Source organism: Thermosulfurimonas sp. F29 (assembly GCF_019688735.1).
In the GTDB taxonomy this organism is placed as follows: Bacteria; Desulfobacterota; Thermodesulfobacteria; order Thermodesulfobacteriales; family Thermodesulfobacteriaceae; genus Thermosulfurimonas_A.
Map to the genome: position 1 here is coordinate 396824 of NZ_JAIFYA010000003.1, position 17909 is coordinate 414732.

Sequence of the window (17909 nt, forward strand, 5' to 3'; positions counted from 1 at the left end):
AACTCCTTCTTTTTATATTTGATTTCTGGACAAACAGACCTTCCTTCCTTACATTAAGTCTATCCTAACACGACAAAGAGGAGGCCTCCATGCGAGATCGGGTGGTAATAATCCTGCTCGTTTTCCTGGGAGTTCTTCCTGTGGGGCTGGCGTTCTGGGCCCCGAGGGCGCCCTGGAACTATGCGTTGGCCGGAGCGGGTGTTCTGGCCGTTGCAGGCCTTTTCTGGCGTCTCCTCCGGGGTACGGAGGGAAGAAAAACATTACTATCGATCCTTGATGAGTATATACATCTGGAATTTCGTCGTGCTCCTGCTACGGAAAGAACCGGCGAGGAAGAAAAGGTGGTACAAAAGTACGCCAACTTTGCGGCGCTGGTAGCGGCGCACCTCGAAATGATCCAGCGTCAGGCCCGGGTGCTGGCCGAGATAAGGGACTTCATGGGGGAAGTCTCGGACAAGCTGGTAAATTACTACGAGAAAACCGACTACCTATCCCTGGAACTTTACAGCTCTTCTCAGAGGGCGGCCCAGGATGTGGAGGTGCTCTCCCGGGCCCTCACCGACCTCAACACCGCCGCGGGGGAAATCGCCTCGAGTATCTCCAACACCGCCCAGAAGACCTCCCAGGCCCGGGAGATGGCCATGCAGGCCAAGAGCACCATAGAGAAACTCCTGGAAAGCACGGAGCGCATCGGCTCCGTGGCCCAGGTCATAAACGAGATCGCTGACCAGACCAATCTTCTGGCCTTAAACGCCACCATTGAGGCGGCCCGGGCCGGGGAGGCCGGAAAGGGATTCGCCGTGGTGGCGGGCGAGGTCAAGGAACTCGCCCGGCAGACCGCCGAGGCCACCAAGGAGATCGCCCGCATAATCGAGGAGATTCAGAACGAAACGCGCAACGCTGTGGCCGCGGTGGAGAGCATCACCAGCGGGGTGCTGGAGATAGACGACCTCGCCACCACCATCGCCTCGGCCAGCGAGGAGCAGACCGCCACCATCTCCGACATCACCCACAATATCGAAAATGTCCAGGCCGTGGTGCAGAAGACCTTCGAGGCCTCCCAGACCCTCATGGAACACACCAAGGAGTTCTCCCAGGTGCGCACCTTCATGGAGTCCTTCCGCACCTCTATGGAAACCGTCACCATGGAAAACAATGTCCTGCTCCACGCCCTTACGGTGGACGAGGCCTTCTACCGGGAGGTCAGGGACTGTCTAGAGGAATACACCCGCATAGAACTGGTGCTCCTCAAGCACTACGAGTGGATGAACGAGGTGCTTAACGGTCTTATCCTGGGCAAGCCGCCGGAGGTTCAGGTGGACCCGGAACGCTGCGCCCTGGGGATCTTCCTGGGCGACTATGTCGCCGACGAGCGCACCGAACCCATCCTGCGCGAGTTGCGCCCGGTGCACGAGGAGTTTCACCGCACCGCGGAGGAGATCCAGCACCGCCTCTCCCGGGGGGACCAGGCCGGGGCCCTGGAGATCTTCCGCCGGGAGACCCTCCCCCGATTTTTCAGGATGACCGAACTCTTCGGCCGGTGGCTTTCCACGGTGAGCGACCGGGAGGTCACCACCCTTTCCGCCGGGGAGATCCGGGAGGCCGAGGAGGAGTTCATCACCTTCGGGCCGGAGCTCGAGACCGGAATCCAGGAGATAGACCAGCAGCATCGCAAACTGGTAGCTATGGTTAATCGACTCCACCGGGCCATAAAGAGCGGAGAGGGGCAGGCTGCACTGGGAGAGATCCTGAACGAACTGGTGGACTACACCGACTATCACTTCAAGACCGAGGAGTACTACTTCGACAAGTTCGGTTACCCCGAGGGTGAGCTCCACAAGGAGATCCACCGCAAGCTCACCGCCAAGGTACTGGAGTTCAAGGAGAAGTTCGAAAAGGGCGAGGCCACCCTCTCCTACGACCTCCTGAACTTCCTCAAGGACTGGCTGGTCAATCACATCGGAAAGACCGACAAGAAGTACGCCCCCTTCCTCAGGGAGAAGGGGCTTCGTTAAGGCGCTGCAGGGCCTCCTCGAAGAGTTTTTCCTCCTCGGAGGAGGGGGCTCTTCCGGCCACCTCCCGCACGAAGGCCGCAAAGAGAGCCCGGGGATCGGTCCTTCCCACCTCCGACCCCGCGAGGGTTCCTCCTGAAACCCCTCTAAGATACGGGGTCTCCAGCACCAGAAGCCCCGGGAAGCGGCGTTTGAGCCTTTCAAAGGCCTGGGGCACGGGGGTCTCGTCCTCGAGCACGATCTTTACATAGGCCTGGGTGGGAGGATGAGCGAGGAGGTCGGAAAAGCTCCCCCGAAGGACCCTCATCTCCCGGGGAGGGGCGAGGGGGACAAACTCCGCGGAGAAGCTCCCCCGGTGGGGATCGACCTCGAAAACGAGCACTCCCTTTGGGGTTTCGGTATCCGCAAAGGAGAGGGGATAGGGAGAGCCGGCGTAGTAGAGGCCCGGAGCGGGCTGCTGATGCCGGTGAAGATGCCCCAGAAGCACCAGGTGGAAACGGTGGAAGAGACTCGCGGGAAGGGCCTCCTCTCCCCCCACCCACAGATCGGTTTCGGAATCCCCCCGCTGTCCGCCCTCCACGAAGAGGTGTCCCACGAAAACGCGGAAGGTTCCCTCCGGGGCCCCGGCCTCGGCCAGGGCCATGGACCAGAGGTCCCCCGGTTCGGAAAAAAGGATATCCCCCGAGAGGGAACGCCGCCTGAGGAGCTCTTTCAGATGCAGGGGGGTAAGATGAGGGGCCAGGGTGAGCGACACCCGCCCCATACGAAGGGGATCGAAGAGGTATTCCGCTTCCTCGGCCACATGGATGCGCAGCCGGGCGAAAAGCTCCCGGGCGAAGGCCAGGCGTTCCCGATGGTCGTGATTTCCCGGTATGAGGAGGATACGGGCCCCGGTTTCGTGCAGGCGGGCCAGGATCTCCCCGAAAAGGCCCACAGCCTCGGCGGAGGGTACCGGTCGGTCGAACACATCCCCGGCCACCACCACCAGATCAGGCCGAAGGTCTCTGGTCAGGGGCAGGAATTCGGTCTCAAAGAAGCGAATCTGATCCCCGGTAAGGTGAACCCCGTAGAAAAGTTTGCCCAGGTGCCAGTCCGCGGTATGAAGGATCCTCACCGGTCTTCCTCAAGGGCCTGTCTGGCCCTTTTCAGGGCCTCGCGCACCCGTTCCGGAGCCGTACCCCCAAAGGTCCGCCGGCGAGCCACCGATCCCTCCACCGTGAGCCATTCGTAAACATCCTCTTCAATGAGCTCGGAGAAACGCCGGAAATCCGAAAGCGGGATTTCCCAGAGTTTGAGGCCCTTTTCCTCGGCGTAAGCCACGATGCGTCCCGCCACATGATGGGACTCGCGAAAGGGAAGTCCCTTCATCACAAGATAATCCGCCAGGTCAGTGGCGGTGGTGTACCCCTCTTCGGCGGCGGTCCGCATCCGGTCGACCCGGGGATGCAATCCCTCCACCATCAGTACACTCAGTTCCAGACAGGACTTCAGCGTGTCCACGGTGTCGAAGACCGGCTCCTTATCCTCCTGAAGATCCCGGTTGTAAGCCAGAGGGAGTCCCTTCATCACCGTGAGGAGTGCCACGAGGTTTCCATAGACCCGGCCGGTCTTTCCTCGAATGAGTTCGGCCACATCGGGATTCTTTTTCTGGGGCATAATGGAGGATCCGGTGCATAGGGCATCCGGAAGGTCGATAAAACCGAACTCCGGGCTCATCCATAGGATCAATTCCTCGGAAAGCCGCGAGAGGTGCATCATGGTGAGGGCAGCGTTAAAGAGGAATTCCAGGGCGAAGTCCCGATCCGAGACCGCATCCAGACTGTTCGGCGCGGGGCGCTCGAAGCCAAGAAGCCGGGCCGTGAGCTCCCGGTCCAGGGGATAGGGTGTGCCTGCGAGGGCGGCCGAACCCAGAGGACAGACCGCAAGGCGCTTCAACGATTCCCGAAAGCGTTCGGCATCCCGGGAAAACATCTCATAATAGGCCAGGAGGTGATGGGAGAAAAGGACCGGCTGAGCGTGCTGGAGGTGGGTGAAGCCGGGAAGGATTATCCCGAATACCTCCTCGGCCTTGTCCACCAGCGCCCGTCGAAGGTCCCGGAGAAGCTCCAGGATCGACCGGACCTCCTCCGTGAGGTAGAGCCGGAAGTCCGTGGCCACCTGATCATTGCGACTGCGACCGGTATGAAGTTTTCCCGCAAGTGGTCCGATTCTCTCCGTTAAGGCGGCCTCGATGTTCATGTGGACATCCTCCAGTTCCCGCCGGAAAACGAACCGCCCCTCGCGGATCTCCTCCTCGATCTCCCGCAACCCGCGAGAGAGTGTTTCGGCCTCCTCAGGGGTCAGCACCCCCGCCTCCCGCAAGGCCTCTATATGGGCCAGGTTCTGACGGATGTCCTGAAGGGCAAGGCGGCGATCAAAGGAGACCGACTCGGTGAACTTCTCCACCAGGGCGTGGGTGGACTCCCTAAAGCGTCCGCCCCAAAGCTTATCTATATTCGCCATACTATTCGTCCTCCCACCACGGTGAGCACCGCGCGGCCCCGCATCTCCCATCCCAGGAAGGGGCTATTCTTGCTTTTGGAGTACAGGGTTTCCCCGGTCACCACCCACACCGCCTCCGGGTCTATGAGGGTGAGATCCGCCGGAGAGCCCGGTTTGAGGGTCCCCCCCGGCACTTTCAGGATGCGGGCCGGGTTGGTGGAAAGGAGCTCCACCATGCGCAGAGGGGAAATCAGACCCTCCCGCACCAGCCGGAGGGTGAGGGGCAGGGCGGTCTCGAGGCCGATGAGACCGAAGGCCGCCGCCGGGAATTCCACCTCCTTTTCCAGGGGACTGTGCGGAGCGTGATCCGTGGCCACGGTGTCTATCACCCCCTCGGCCAGGGCCCGGCGCACGGCCTCCCGGTCCCTTTCGGTGCGGAGAGGAGGATTGACCTTGGCGTTGGTGTCATAGTCCAGCACGGCCTCCTCGGTGAGGGTGAAGTAGTGGGGAGCGGTCTCCGCGGTGACGGGAAGCCCCTCCTCCTTGGCCCGGCGTATGATCTCCACCGCCCCGGCGGTGGAGACATGGGCAATGTGTACCGGATGTCCGGTAAGTTTGGCCAGGGCTATGTCCCGGAAGACGGCCACCTCCTCGGCCTCGGCGGGAATCCCCTTGAGTCCCAGCCGGGCCGAAACGATCCCTTCGTTCACCTGCCCGCCTGCGGAAAGCCCGGGATCCTCGGCGTGGGAGATGACGGGAAGATCGAAACTGCGGGCGTACTCCAGGGCCAGACGCATGAGCCCCGCATCGGCCACGGGCCGGCCGTCGTCGGATACCGCCACCGCTCCGGCCTCACGCAACTCCCCGAAGGGAGCAAGCTCCCGTCCCTCCTGCCCCCGGGAGATACAGGCCACGGGATATACCCGCACCAGGTCCACCTCCCGGGCCCGATCCAGTATGTAACGGGTGGTCTCTGGGGAATCGTTGGGCGGACGCGTGTTGGGCATACAGGCCACAGCGGTGAACCCTCCGGCTGCCGCGGCCCGGGACCCGCTCTCTATGTCCTCTTTCCATTCCTCACCGGGCTCCCGCAGGTGCACATGCATATCAATGAGCCCGGGTACCAGCCACTTCCCCCGGGCCTCAATGATCTCCGTTTGCGGATCGGCGGGAATCTCCCCCTCCAAGGCCGCGATGCGCCCTTCTTCAACCAGGAGATCCCCCTCCCGGTCGAGCCCCTGCGATGGATCCAGGATCCTAGCCCCGCGGATGAGAAGCTTCACGAGTGTACCCGAGATTTGCGTCTTTCCAGCCAATCCAGAAAGAGAACCAGCAACCCGGCTCCTATAGCCAGGCCTCCTAAAATGAGAGTACTAATTTCTGGTTTCATGGCTTGCGTTCCCCCTTTTCCAGAAGTAGTCCCCCGGCTAAAAGTGATCCGATTACTAGTATAACAAGAACCACGAATACCTCATAAGAAAGCCTTCGTCCCGAAACCAGAGGGCTTACGATTCCGGCAACGATCAGGGCCAGCGCCAGGTTGAGAAGCCACTTTCCGAACTCGAGAAGGGTTCGTGGCCTCATGCGGAACCTTCGCTGCTTTTGAGGAGCAACAGCAGGAGGGCCATCCTCACCGCCACGCCGTTTTCCACCTGTTCCAGGATCACCTGTCCGGGGAAGTCGGCGAGTTCGGGGGCCAGCTCTATTCCCCAGTTGATGGGACCCGGATGCATGAGAAGGGCCCCCTCGGCCGCCCGGGAAAGGATCTCGCGGCTCAACCCGAAGTAACGGGCGTATTCATGAAAGCTGGGAAAAAGCGGACGCCCGTGCCGTTCCTTCTGCACGCGCAGAGCAATAACCACATCGGCCCCTTCCACGGCCTCCTCCGGTCTGAAACACACCCTGGCTCCCAGGGCCTCTCGTTCAGGGGGAAGGAGGGTTCCGGGGCCGGAGACACAGACCTCGGCCCCCATCTTCCTGAAGGCCAGGATGTCCGAATGCGCCACCCGGCTGTGGCGGATGTCCCCGATAATGGCCACCTTGAGTCCCGAAAGGGTTCCCTTTTTTTCCCACACGGTAAGGAGATCAAGCAGGGCCTGGGTGGGATGCTCGTGAAAGCCGTCCCCGGCGTTGATGACCGGGACATCGATGTGCCGGGCCACGAAATGGGGGGCTCCGGAGGCGGGATGACGGATCACGAAGAGATCCGGCCCCATGGCTTTCAGATTTTTCACCGTGTCCAGGAGGTTTTCCCCTTTCTCAAGGCTGCTTCCCCGGGCGGAAAAGTTTAACACCTCCGCGGAAAGCACCTTAGCCGCCCGCTCAAAGGAGAGTTTGGTGCGGGTGCTGGGCTCAAAAAAGAGGTTGGCCACCACCTTTCCTCTGAGGGTGGGGACCTTGGGAATGGGGCGCCGGAGGACCTCCTTGAGGTTACGAGCGGTCTCCAAAACGATCCGGATATCCTCCCGACTGAGGGGACCTATTTCCAGGAGGTGTCGATGGGGAAACTCAATACCCATGGGTTCTTAACCTATTTAGCCGAAACCCCACCCCCGGGTCAACCCCTCCCCGAAAAATAGGATTCGATCCTGTTTTTACGGGGGTGGCCGGTGGCGGAGGGGGGTATAAAATTAGGAGCGAAACCACGAAGTTCCCCCGGAGGTGGTCTCCATGGCCGAATTTGTGCACCTGCACCTACACACCGAATGGAGCCTGCTCGACGGAGCCCTGCGGGTGGAGGATGTGGCCAAAAAGGCCGTGGAGTACCGCATGCCCGCCGTGGCCATCACCGATCACGGCAATCTCTTCGGCGTCATCCACTTTTACGAAAAGATGCGGGAGGCCGGAATCAAACCCCTCATCGGCTGCGAGTTCTATGTGGCCCCGGGCTCCCGTTTCGATAAGAAGGCCAAAAGCGCTCACGAGGCCGGTTATCACCTGGTTTTGCTCGCGGAAAACGAAACCGGTTATCGGAACCTCTGCAAGTTGGCCACCAAAGCCCACTTCGAGGGCTTCTACTGGAAGCCCCGCATAGACAAGGAACTCCTCCGGGAACACAACGAGGGGCTCATCGCCCTTACCGCCTGTCTGCATGGAGAGATTCCCGCGGCCATTCTCGCCGGGGACAAAGACCGGGCCCTCGAACTCATAAAGATATACAGAGACCTCTTCCCCGGCCGGTTTTACCTGGAGGTGCAGGAAAACGGTCTTCCCGAACAGACGAAGGTGAACCAGACGCTCCTCGAGATGGCCGAACACCTGGGGCTTCCGGTGGTGGCCACCAACGACTGTCACTTTCTCTCCCCGGAGGACGCCTTCGTCCACGAGGTGCTCCTCTGCATCCAGACCGGAAAGACCCTGAACGATCCCAACCGCTTCCGCTTTGAGACCGATCGGGTCTACCTGGCCTCACCCGAGGACATGGCCGCCCGCTTCCGGGATTATCCGGAGGAGGTGCTCACGAACACCCTGGAGATCGCCGAACGCGTCAACCTGGAGTTGAAGCTCGGGGAGCCCCGGTTTCCCGTATATCCCATCCCGCCGGGCAAGACCTACGAGGAGGTCTTCGAGGAAAAGGCCCGCCGGGGCTTTGAAGAGAGGCTTACGGAACTGAAGAACGGGCCGGGGCTGGCCGCACCGGAGTCCGAGTATCGCGAGCGTCTGGACTACGAAATCGAGGTCATCAAGAAGAAGGGGTTTGCCAGTTACTTTCTGATCGTGGCCGACTTCATCGGCTGGGCCCGGAGCCGGGGCATCCCCGTGGGCCCGGGGCGGGGTTCGGCCGCCGGCTCGCTGGTGGCCTACGCCATGCGCATCACCAACCTGGATCCCCTGCGCTACGGACTGCTCTTCGAACGGTTTCTCAATGTGGAACGCACCAGCCTTCCGGACATAGATGTGGACTTCTGCATGCAGCGTCGGGACGAGGTGATCGAGTATGTGCGGGAAAAGTACGGAGGGCAGGAGTATGTGGCCCAGATAGCCACCTTCGGACAGCTCAAGGCCCGGGCCGTGGTGCGGGATGTGGGGCGGGCTCTGGGTTTCAAGCCCAAGGAAATCGATCCCATCGCCAAGCTCATCCCCGAGGGTCCCAATGTGACCCTGGCCGAGGCCCTTTCGGCCGAGCCTCGCCTGAGGGAGCTGGCCGAGAAGGACGAGCGCGTGGGTAAACTCTTTGCCATCGCCCGGGCCCTCGAGGGCCTCCCCCGGCACTCCTCCACCCACGCCGCCGGGGTGGTCATCGCCGACCGTCCCCTCACCGATTACCTCCCGCTGATGAAGGGCGACAAGGGGGAAATCATCACCCAGTTTGACATGAAGGCCGTGGAAAAGATCGGCCTCATCAAGTTCGACTTCCTGGGGCTCAAGACCCTCACCATCATCGATCACACCCTGAAACTGATCCGGAAATACTACGGGAAGGACATCGACCCGGATCGTCTTCCTCTTGACGACGAAAAGACCTTCGAGCTTTTGCGCCGGGGGGAGACCGACGGGGTGTTCCAGCTGGAATCCTCGGGGATGAAGGACCTCCTGCGGCGGCTCAAACCCACGGACTTCAACGACCTCATCGCGGTGCTGGCCCTTTACCGTCCCGGGCCCCTCGAGTCCGGCATGGTGGAGCAGTACATCGAGGTCAAGCACGGTCGGCGCAAACCGGACTACCTCCACCCGCGTCTCGAGCCCATCCTGCGAGAGACCTACGGGGTGATCCTCTACCAGGAGCAGGTCATGAAGATTGCGCAGGAGCTCGCGGGCTACAGTCTGGGGGAGGCGGACATCCTGCGCAAGGCCATGGGGAAGAAGATCCCGGAGGTCATGGCCGAGCAGCGCGAGCGTTTCGTCTCCGGGGCGGTGGAACGGGGTGTGTCCCAGGAACTTGCCGAACGCATCTTCGATCTCATGGAGAAGTTCGCCGGATACGGGTTCAACAAGAGTCATTCCGCGGCTTACGCCCTGGTGGCCTATCAGACCGCCTATCTCAAGGCCCACTACCCCCTCTGCTACATGGCCGCCCTTCTCTCCTACGAAATGGGAAAGGCCGAGGAGGTCATGAAGTATGTGGCGGTGTGTCGCCGGATGGGTATCGAGGTGCTTCCGCCGGATGTGAACGCCAGCGGAGTGAGTTTCACCATAGAGGGGGAGGGGATAAGGTACGGCCTTGCGGCCATAAAGAATGTGGGGCAGGGTGCGGTGGAGGAGATCGTGGCCGAGCGGGAACGGGGCGGGCCCTTCCATTCCTTCGAGGACTTCTGTCTCCGGGTGGATCCCGGGAAGGTGAACCGCCGGGTGCTCGAGGCCCTGATCAAGGCCGGGGCCTTCGATCGTCTGGAACCCAATCGGGCCAGGCTCTTCCACAACCTGGAGGCCGTAATGGACTGGGCCCACCGGGAACGGGAGGCCCGCAGCCGGGGCCAGTTTTCCATCTTTGATCTCTCCGGTGGGGAAAGGGGCTCCTCGGCGGCACCGGAACTCTCCGAGGTGCCGGACTGGGGGCCCGAGGAGAAACTTCTTCGGGAACGCGAGGCCCTGGGTTTCTACCTCACGGGGCATCCCCTTGAGGCCTTTCGGGAATGGCTTGCGGCCATTACTCCCTACACCGTATCGGGGCTCTCCCGGGTGCCGGAGGGGCGAAAGATCTACCTGGGTGCGGCCCTGGGAGCCATCAGGACCAAGAACACCCGCCGCGGCGAGAAGATGGCCTTCGTGCAGCTTGAGGACGGCGAGGCGGTGGTGGAGGCCATCGTCTTCCCCGAGGCCTATGCCCGCTCGGTGGAGTTTCTGGAGGAAGGCCGCCTGGTGCTGGTGCGGGGCACCGTGGAGAAGGAGGAGGGAGGGCCGCGTCTCCTGGTGGAGGATCTGAAACCCCTTTCCCGGGCCCCGGAGAGCCTTTCCGGACGGGTGGTGCTGAGACTTGCGGCGGAGGGAATCTCCGCCCGGGAGCTTGAGGCCCTGCGGGAGGTCCTCTCCTCAAGCCGGGGCCCCTCGGAGGTCAATCTCGAACTGGTCTTCCCGGAGGGCACGGTGCGGGTGGACCTCAACGGGGCCTTCCGCATTACCCTCCGGCCGGAACTCCTCTCCGAGATCCGCCGTTTCCTGGGAGACCGCCTCCTCTCGGTAAACCTGGAGGGTTAGGGGATCAGATTCCCGGCTAAGTCCGGCTCCCGCGCTGGAGGCTTTGCCCCCAACGCACTTAACCGGAATTCCGGGTATACTCGGAAAGATCCAGTTCGGAGAGGTCCGCCACCCGGAGAAACAGCCCCGCGATCTCCTGGAGGAGGCCCAGACGGTTGCGGCGAAGATCCTCCTCCTTCACCATCACGAAGACCTCGTCGAAAAAGCGGTCGATGGGTTCCTTGAGCCGGGTGAGGCACCTCAGGGTCTCCTCGTAGCGGCCCCCGGAAAGCAGGGGCTCGGTCTCCCTGCGAACCGCGGAGAAGGCCTCCCACAGGGTCTTCTCCGCGGGTTCCTTGAGAAGCTCCTGCCGCACCGGGTAACGCTCCTCGAGTTTTTTCGTCATGTTCATGACCCGTTTGAAGGCCACGGCCAGGGCCGCGAATTCCGGGCCGGAGCGAACCCGATGGAGGGCGGAAAGCCTCCGGCGGACCTCCACCGGATCGTCAAACCCCACCCGGAGCACGGCCCGCACCTCGTCCAGCGGAAAACCCGCGGCGACAAGTTCCCCCTCGAGCCTCTTTTCCATGAAAGGAAGGAGGTCGTCCAGGATCTCTCCCTGCGGCCGTTTCAGAAATCCCTGCCGCTCGAGGACCCACAGAGCAAAGGTGAAGAGTTCCCGCAGGGAAAGGGAAAGACCGTGGTGAAGCACGGTGCGGAGAAGGCCGTAAGCGGCCCGGCGCAGGCCGTAGGGATCCGAGGCCCCGGTGGGCCTCTCCCCCACGGCGAAAAAGGCCGAAAGGATGTCGGTCTTGTCCGCGAGCGATAGCACTATTCCCGTCGGGCTCTCGGCCACCCGATCCTCTGCTCCGCGGGGAAGATACTGTTCTAGAAGGGCCTCGGCCACCTCGGGATCCTCACCATCCTTGAGAGCGTATATGCGTCCCATCTCCCCCTGGAGGGAGGGAAACTCTCCCACCACCTCGGTTACGAGATCGGCCTTGGAAAGCTCGGCGGCGCGCAGGGCCAGCGCCTTCTTCTCCGGAAACCAGAGCCCCGCAAGATACCCGGCCAGGGCCTTGAGTCTTTCGGTCTTTTCGGCGAGCGTCCCCAGGAGGGCGTGGTAAACCACCCCGGAAAGTTCCCCGACCCTTTCGGAAAGAGGCACCGAGAGATCCCGTCGCCAGTAGAAACGGGCGTCCTCGAGCCGGGCCCGGAGGACCCGCTCATGGCCGCGCCGGAGGACCTCCGGATCGCGCGGGCGATTGTTGTTCACCGAGACGAAGGCCGGAAGGAGTTTACCCTCCCCGGTGCGCACGGCGAAGTAGCGCTGGTGTTCCCGCATGGCGGTGATGATGAGAGGCTCGGGCAGCTCCAGGTATTCCTCGGGAAAGGTACCCGCCAGGGCGAAGGGATATTCCACCAGGTGGGCGTTTTCGGAAAGAAGTTCGGGGTCCTCCTGCGGGACTCCTCCGGCCTCCCGGGCCGCCCGGAGGACCTCCTCCCGGGTGCGGGAGAGTCTCTCGGCCGGGTCCGCCAGCACGAAGGCCTTCCGCAGGCCCGAAAGGTACTCCTCAAGGCCCGAGACCGGAAAGCCCTCCGGTGCGAGAAAACGGTGTCCGTAAGTCTTCCGGTCGGCGCGTACGCCGGCCACCTCAAAAGGCACCACCTCTCCCCCGTATAGGGCCAGCAGCCAGCGTATGGGACGGGCAAAACGAAAGTCGTACTCCCCCCAGCGCATGGTCCGGGGGAAACGGATTCGGGAGATGAGCTCCCGCAGGAATTCCGGGAGGAGTTCCGGAGTGGTTCGTCCGGGGACGCGCTTTTCGACGAAGAGGTATTCTCCTCTGGGGGTCTCTTTTACTTTGATTTCGGAAAGCTCCACCCCCTGTTTACGGGCGAATCCCAGGGCCGCGGGAGTGGGGTTTCCGGCCTCATCGAAGGCCACCCGGCGGGGTGGGCCCATGACTTCCTCCACGCGATCGGGTTGCCTTTCGGAAAGTTCGGCCACGAAGAGGGTGAGGCGTCTGGGGGTACCCAGCGTGCGAATCTCCCCGAAGGAAAGACCCCTTTCCGAAAGAAGCCTTTCGGCTTCCTCGGCCATGGATTCGAGGGCCGGTTCGACGAACCGGGCCGGGAGTTCCTCACATCCCACCTCAAAGAGGAGATCCTTAGCCATGACTGGGCCTCCTAAGCCAGGCCTCGGCGCTGCGCTTGGCCAGAGCCCGCACCCGGGCGATGTAAGCCGTGCGCTCGGCCACGGAAATGGCCCCCCGGGCGTCGAGAAGGTTGAAGATGTGCGAACACTTTATGGTGCAGTCGTAGCCCGGAAGGGCGAGCCCCAGGTCAAGCAGCCTCAACCCCTCCTTTTCGTAGCGCTCGAAGAGTTCCCGGAGCATTTCGGTGTCGGCTTCCTCGAAGTTGTATATGGAATACTCCACCTCGGCCCGACGGAAGAGATCCCCGTAGGTGAGGCGTTCGTTCCAGCGCAGATCGAAGACATTTTCCACCTCCTGGAGGAACATGGCCAGGCGCTCGAGACCGTAGGTGATCTCCACCGTGACCGGACGGCACTCGAACCCTCCCACCTGCTGAAAGTAGGTGAACTGGGTGATCTCCATGCCGTCGAGCCAGACCTCCCAGCCCAGGCCCCAGGCCCCCAGGGTGGGGCTTTCCCAGTCGTCCTCCACGAAGCGCACATCATGGTCCCGGGGATCGATCCCCAGGGCCGAAAGGCTTTTGAGATAAACTTCCTGGATGTCGTCCGGCGAGGGTTTAATGACCACCTGATACTGGAAGTAGTGCTGGAGACGGTTGGGATTTTCTCCGTAGCGTCCGTCGGTGGGGCGGCGGCAGGGTTCGGGATAGGCCGCGGCCCAGGGCTCCGGCCCCAGGGCCCGAAGGAAGGTGGCCCAGTGGAAGGTGCCGGCCCCCACCTCCATGTCGTAGGGCTGAAGGATCACGCAACCTCTCTCGGCCCAGAAACGATTGAGTCGGGCGACGAGTTCCTGAAAGTACATCTTCCCCTCCGCACGGCTTTCCGTCCCCTGTGTATACCACAGGAGAGGGAGTTTGCGGAGGGGATCCTAGCGACGAATTTCGAGAAGAAGGCGGACCTCTCCTTTCGGTCCGGGGAGACGCAGGACTACCCGGGACGGGATCGGCTCCAGGCGGTGCCCGCCGTGCACCTTGCGCACCCGAATGGTCTCAGTTAGGGGCCACTTTCCGGAAAATTCTTCGCCTTTTACGAGGAGAGCACCGTCTTTGATATACAGTCGATATCGGCGGTTCTCTCCCTTCCGGGAAAGAACCAGCGTCCAGGCGTCTTCTCCCTGCGGGAGGAGGCGCCAGGTCAGCCCCCTTTCACCGAAAAGGGAAAGCACTCTCAGGGAAGGTCTCCACTCAGCACGGACCACGGCACCCTTTAGTCCGCCGGTGAGAAGATACGCGGAGGCTAGAAGGATCGTCACCATCCGGCGCATCGCTTAACCCCCTGGTAACATGTTTTTAAATTTTAACTAAAGTTAATCTACTTTTAAGTATATTCGGAAGGGATCGATCCTCCAAGTCCTTTTAGAACACGATCCGATGCTATTTTTCGGGGCGGGGATGTTCGAGGGCCCAGAGGAGCTGTTTGCAAAAACCCTGAATGACCCGAACCTCCTGTGCGGTAAGATCCAGGCGGGACAAAAATCTTCGAATGGTCGTCATCCAGAGGGTTTCGTTGTCGTGGGGGACATAGTCGATGCGTTTGAGCGTTTGGCGAATGATCTCGTACATGACCTCGAGCTCCCGCACGGTGGCCAGACGCGGTTTGGGGAGTTCCACCTCCGCCGAGGCGCAGAACATCTCGTAGAGCACGATGACCACCGCCTGGGAAACATTGAGGCTAGCCTTCTCCGTGGTGGGAATGGTGATCACCGTGTGACAGTGGTATAGATCCTCGTTGGTAAGCCCCCACTTCTCGTTTCCGAAAAGAAAGGCTATGCGATTGTTCTGCGAAAGATCCACGATCCTGGGCACGATTTCCCTGACGGTTTCGTGCACCTTGCGCTGTTTGCCCAGACGGGCGGTGGTTCCCACCACATAATTGAACTCCGCCAGGGCCTCCACCAGATCCCGGTAAACGCGCATCCGCTCCAGCACGGGGAGTCCGCTCCGCGTGGCCATGGCCCGCATCTTTTCCGGATTGAGATCCCGGGGCCGAACCAGAACGAGACGAGACACCCCGAAGTTGGCACAGGCCCGGGCCGCAGCCCCGATGTTTTCGGGATAAAGGGTATCGACCATGACCACCGCAAGATTTTCCAGACGAGCCCGGATCTCCCTGGTCTTAATGCGTACCTGCATCAGAATCCGATCCTATCTTTTTCGAAGCACCGCCAGGGCCTCGAGGTGATAGGTCTGAGGAAACATGTCAAAGCCGATCACCCGCTCCACCTCGTAGCCCGCCTGAAGGAGAAGCCTGAGATCCCGGGCGAGAGTCGGAGGGTCGCAGGAGATGTAGAGGATGCGCCGGGTGGCCACCTCGGGGAGGTAGCGCATGAGCTCGCGACATCCGCCCCGGGGAGGATCCAGCACCACCAGAGGATAGGTCTCCGCGGCCTTCCAGGTCTCGATGAGGGCCTCGGTGGCTGTGGTCCTTTCGAGGCGCACCCGATCCGCCAGCCCGAGTCTCTCCGCGGTGTAGCGGCCGTCCTCTATGGCCCCGGGATCGGTGTCCACCCCCAGGGCCTCGCGCACCAGCGCGGCCAGGGGAAAGAGGAAGTTACCCATTCCGGAATGGAGATCCAGCACCCGATCCACCTCCCGGGCGTAGGGACGCAGGACCTCCATGATCCGGAGGTTTATCTCCCAGTTGGCCTGGGTGAAGACCCCCGGACGGACATAATAAAGGGGGGAATCGGCCTCCGGGAAGATGGTTTCGGGCACGGGGAAGAGCCTCCGGCCTCCGTGCGGAGCGTCTTTAGGGAAGGGGCCCCGGGGTCGCGGCCCGCGCACCCAGTAGAAGACGCTCTTTACCCCCGGAAGCTCCCGGGAAAGGGCCTCCACATCCCCGGCCGGGGGCTCCACGGTGATCCAGAAGAGGATCGTTACCAGCCCTTCGGCCGGAGAGAGTTCCAGCTTCACCCGTTTGGCGAAGGCCTGAAGGCGGCGCCAGGCGTCGCTTTCGACGAAGGCCGAAAGCACCCGGCTCAGGGCTTCGTCCCCGAGGAGACATTCTCTGGTCAGGACCAGATCGTGACTCTTCCTCCGCACGAAACCGAGCCCCCCGGTTCCGGGCTCCACATGAAAGCGCAGGCGGTTGCGATAGCGAAATTCCCGCGGCGAAGGGACCACGGTCTCCACCAGGTCCCCGGAAAGACCCCCCTGGCGTCTGAGGATCTCCCTGAGCATTTCCTCCTTGATCCGGATCTGGGCCTCGTAACGGAGGTGCTGCAGCTGACACCCTCCGCAGGTTCCGTAACGGGGGCAGACCGGTTCCACCCGATCCGGCGAGGGGGAAAGGATACGCACGGGCTCGGCCTCCACATAATCACGATGCTCCCGGAGTACGCGGACCTCCACCTCCTCCCCCGGGGCCACCCAGGGCACAAAGGCCACCCGGCCGTCCGGCAGCCGGGCCAGCCCCTCCCCACCGTACACGATCCTCTCTATCTCTACCCGCATCCCGGAAATTGTCTTTCTTTCGGATTTGTGGTAGGAGCCTAGTATAAAACGAGTGGAGGCAATCGGCCATGGCCGAAAAGAGGCTGGGCACGGTCAACCAGATCGCCAAACTCACCTGCGAGGCGGTCAAGGAGGTGCTCGAGGCGGCCACGGGCTCCCGAATTCGCTACGCCCCCACCGTTCAGCGGGTGCCCATGGTAAGCCTCAAGCCGGATCTGGGGTGTTTCATCGAATTCACCGGGGACTACAACGGCCTCTTCTGCATGAACTTCTCCGGCGCCGCCGCCCTGGAACTCTACCGCAGGGCCATGACCTTCATGGGGATGCCGGAAGAGGAGTTGGCCCGGGATTACACCTCCGACGAGGTGGTGAACTTCATCGGGGAAATGGTCAACCAGGTGATCGGGGCGGTGCGGCGCAAGATCGAACAGCAGTTCGGACTCACCGCCCGGAACAGTCAGCCCCGGGCCATCGCCATAAACCAGACCATAACCCTGCTTTTGAACACCATGATCGACCGGCCCCAGTGCCGCCGTCTCTCCTTCCGCACCGAGGACAGCGCTCCCTTCTATGTGGAGCTTGGTCTCGAGCAGACCGAGTTCATCCCCCTGGAGGCCCCTCAGGAGGTGGATGTGGACGAGATCCTGGCGCAATTTGGATAAAAAGGAGGCTAGCAAATGGCCAAACTCTGCATTATAGGAGCCGGAGCCGTGGGCACCGCCGCGGCCCACTGGGCGGCGGTTAAAGCCGTGGCCGAGGAGATAGTCCTCATCGACATCGTGCCGGATCTGGCCAGGGGCAAGGCCCTGGACATCGCCCAGAGCGCCCCGGTCTACGGGTTCTCCTGCCGGGTTTGGGGCACGGAGGATTTCGGGGCCCTCAAGGGCTCCGATGTGGTGATCCTCACCGCGGGCCGGCCCCGCAAACCCGGCATGAGCCGGGAGGACCTCCTGCGCACCAACCTGGAGGTCGTCCGTTCCTGCGCCGAGGCGGTTCGGGACCTGGCCCCGGAAAGCATCCTCATCGTGGTGACCAATCCCATCGATGCCATGGTCTATGCCGCCTTTCGTACCACGGGGTTCCCTCGAAACCGGGTCCTGGGCATGGCCGGGGTACTGGATTCGGCCCGTTATCGCTACTTCATCGCCGAGGCCCTGGGGGTCTCCCCCCGGGATGTGCAGGCCCTGGTGATGGGCATCCACGGGGACCACATGCTCCCCCTCACGAGGCTCGCCAATGTGGCCGGCATCCCCGTCACCGACCTCCTTCCCCCGGAGAAGATCTCCGAGATCGTGGAGCGGACCCGCAAGGGAGGCGGAGAGATCGTGAGCTACCTCAAGACCGGAAGCGCCTTCACCTGTCCGGGGCTTGCGGCGGTGGAGATGGCCGGGGCCGTGCTCCGGGACGAGAAGCGGGTGTTCACCTGCTCGGTGTGGCTTGAGGGGGAGTTCGGTTTTTCGGAGGTTTTTATCGGGGTGCCGGTGGTTCTCGGGGCCGGGGGACTGGAACGGGTTCTCACCTTTGAACTGACCGAGGAGGAACGGAAGGCCCTTAAGGCCTCGGTGGAGTCCGTCAGGAAACAGATGGCCCTCACCGGGCTCTAAGAACTTGCCAGAAGTTGGTCGTTTTGCT

14 protein-coding genes are annotated in these 17909 nt (G+C 62.2%); 4 read left to right on the forward strand and 10 right to left on the reverse strand.

The window, feature by feature from the left end; all coding sequences use genetic code 11:
• Window positions 1-89: 89 nt before the first annotated feature.
• On the forward strand, window positions 90-2015 hold the full coding sequence (locus K3767_RS12205) for a bacteriohemerythrin (protein ID WP_221173517.1): 1926 nt from the start codon (window positions 90-92) through the stop codon (window positions 2013-2015).
• On the opposite strand, the gene K3767_RS10425 is transcribed toward K3767_RS12205, so the two are convergent.
• The 5 genes from K3767_RS10425 to K3767_RS10445 all read right to left on the reverse strand — a co-directional run bounded on the left by K3767_RS10425 (window position 1993) and on the right by K3767_RS10445 (window position 7012).
• Window positions 1993-3126: an exonuclease SbcCD subunit D gene (locus tag K3767_RS10425; protein WP_221173518.1), complete on the reverse strand. Its 1134-nt coding sequence runs from the start codon at window positions 3124-3126 to the stop codon at window positions 1993-1995. The two genes, K3767_RS12205 and K3767_RS10425, sit on opposite strands and share 23 nt — an antisense overlap.
• Window positions 3123-4514: an argininosuccinate lyase gene (gene argH / locus K3767_RS10430; protein WP_221173519.1), complete on the reverse strand. Its 1392-nt coding sequence runs from the start codon at window positions 4512-4514 to the stop codon at window positions 3123-3125. The genes K3767_RS10425 and argH overlap by 4 nt, the downstream gene beginning before the upstream one ends.
• On the reverse strand, window positions 4502-5776 hold the full coding sequence (locus K3767_RS10435; RefSeq protein WP_221173520.1) for a dihydroorotase: 1275 nt from the start codon (window positions 5774-5776) through the stop codon (window positions 4502-4504). The genes argH and K3767_RS10435 overlap by 13 nt, the downstream gene beginning before the upstream one ends.
• Window positions 5777-5879: 103 nt before the next feature.
• Window positions 5880-6077, reverse strand: a complete 198-nt coding sequence (locus K3767_RS10440; RefSeq protein ID WP_221173521.1) for a hypothetical protein — start codon at window positions 6075-6077, stop codon at window positions 5880-5882.
• Window positions 6074-7012, reverse strand: a complete 939-nt coding sequence (locus K3767_RS10445; protein ID WP_221173522.1) for an aspartate carbamoyltransferase catalytic subunit — start codon at window positions 7010-7012, stop codon at window positions 6074-6076. Before K3767_RS10445 ends, K3767_RS10440 begins: the two co-directional genes overlap by 4 nt.
• A 151-nt stretch (window positions 7013-7163) precedes the next feature.
• On the opposite strand from K3767_RS10445, the gene dnaE reads away from it, so the two are divergent.
• Window positions 7164-10628 carry a DNA polymerase III subunit alpha gene (gene dnaE, locus K3767_RS10450; protein ID WP_221173523.1) on the forward strand — a complete coding sequence of 1155 codons (3465 nt, stop codon included), beginning with the start codon at window positions 7164-7166 and terminating at the stop codon, window positions 10626-10628.
• Between the two features lie 58 nt (window positions 10629-10686).
• Here the strand turns inward: dnaE and glyS are convergent, their stop codons facing one another.
• The 5 genes from glyS to K3767_RS10475 all read right to left on the reverse strand — a co-directional run bounded on the left by glyS (window position 10687) and on the right by K3767_RS10475 (window position 16277).
• Entirely contained in the window at window positions 10687-12786 is a 2100-nt protein-coding gene (gene glyS / locus K3767_RS10455; RefSeq protein ID WP_221173524.1) for a glycine--tRNA ligase subunit beta, read from the reverse strand.
• Window positions 12779-13627 carry a glycine--tRNA ligase subunit alpha gene (locus K3767_RS10460; protein ID WP_221173525.1) on the reverse strand — a complete coding sequence of 283 codons (849 nt, stop codon included), beginning with the start codon at window positions 13625-13627 and terminating at the stop codon, window positions 12779-12781. The genes glyS and K3767_RS10460 overlap by 8 nt, the downstream gene beginning before the upstream one ends.
• 66 nt (window positions 13628-13693) lie before the next feature.
• Window positions 13694-14089: a hypothetical protein gene (locus tag K3767_RS10465; protein WP_221173526.1), complete on the reverse strand. Its 396-nt coding sequence runs from the start codon at window positions 14087-14089 to the stop codon at window positions 13694-13696.
• Window positions 14090-14198: 109 nt separating this feature from the next.
• Window positions 14199-14957: an RNA methyltransferase gene (locus K3767_RS10470; protein WP_221173527.1), complete on the reverse strand. Its 759-nt coding sequence runs from the start codon at window positions 14955-14957 to the stop codon at window positions 14199-14201.
• 12 nt (window positions 14958-14969) lie between these two features.
• Complete coding sequence (locus tag K3767_RS10475; protein ID WP_221173528.1) at window positions 14970-16277, reverse strand: class I SAM-dependent RNA methyltransferase; 1308 nt, start codon at window positions 16275-16277, stop codon at window positions 14970-14972.
• A gap of 68 nt (window positions 16278-16345) precedes the next feature.
• On the opposite strand from K3767_RS10475, the gene K3767_RS10480 reads away from it, so the two are divergent.
• Together K3767_RS10480 and mdh are read left to right on the forward strand one after the other, a co-directional pair.
• Window positions 16346-16939 (forward strand): DUF3334 family protein, encoded by a 594-nt coding sequence (locus K3767_RS10480; protein ID WP_221173529.1) that lies wholly within the window; start codon window positions 16346-16348, stop codon window positions 16937-16939.
• A gap of 15 nt (window positions 16940-16954) precedes the next feature.
• Window positions 16955-17881, forward strand: a complete 927-nt coding sequence (gene mdh / locus K3767_RS10485) for a malate dehydrogenase (protein ID WP_221173530.1) — start codon at window positions 16955-16957, stop codon at window positions 17879-17881.
• Window positions 17882-17909 lie beyond the last annotated feature (28 nt).

What these genes read in the sequence shown, in the direction of transcription:
- K3767_RS12205 (WP_221173517.1), top strand. Translation starts at nt 90, where the DNA reads ATGCGAGATCGGGTGGTAATAATCCTGCTCGTTTTCCTGGGAGTTCTT.
- argH (WP_221173519.1), bottom strand. Translation starts at nt 4,514, where the DNA reads ATGGCGAATATAGATAAGCTTTGGGGCGGACGCTTTAGGGAGTCCACC.
- K3767_RS10440 (WP_221173521.1), bottom strand. Translation starts at nt 6,077, where the DNA reads ATGAGGCCACGAACCCTTCTCGAGTTCGGAAAGTGGCTTCTCAACCTG.
- K3767_RS10445 (WP_221173522.1), bottom strand. Translation starts at nt 7,012, where the DNA reads ATGGGTATTGAGTTTCCCCATCGACACCTCCTGGAAATAGGTCCCCTC.
- dnaE (WP_221173523.1), top strand. Translation starts at nt 7,164, where the DNA reads ATGGCCGAATTTGTGCACCTGCACCTACACACCGAATGGAGCCTGCTC.
- glyS (WP_221173524.1), bottom strand. Translation starts at nt 12,786, where the DNA reads ATGGCTAAGGATCTCCTCTTTGAGGTGGGATGTGAGGAACTCCCGGCC.
- K3767_RS10460 (WP_221173525.1), bottom strand. Translation starts at nt 13,627, where the DNA reads ATGTACTTTCAGGAACTCGTCGCCCGACTCAATCGTTTCTGGGCCGAG.
- K3767_RS10465 (WP_221173526.1), bottom strand. Translation starts at nt 14,089, where the DNA reads ATGCGCCGGATGGTGACGATCCTTCTAGCCTCCGCGTATCTTCTCACC.
- K3767_RS10470 (WP_221173527.1), bottom strand. Translation starts at nt 14,957, where the DNA reads ATGCAGGTACGCATTAAGACCAGGGAGATCCGGGCTCGTCTGGAAAAT.
- K3767_RS10475 (WP_221173528.1), bottom strand. Translation starts at nt 16,277, where the DNA reads ATGCGGGTAGAGATAGAGAGGATCGTGTACGGTGGGGAGGGGCTGGCC.
- K3767_RS10480 (WP_221173529.1), top strand. Translation starts at nt 16,346, where the DNA reads ATGGCCGAAAAGAGGCTGGGCACGGTCAACCAGATCGCCAAACTCACC.
- mdh (WP_221173530.1), top strand. Translation starts at nt 16,955, where the DNA reads ATGGCCAAACTCTGCATTATAGGAGCCGGAGCCGTGGGCACCGCCGCG.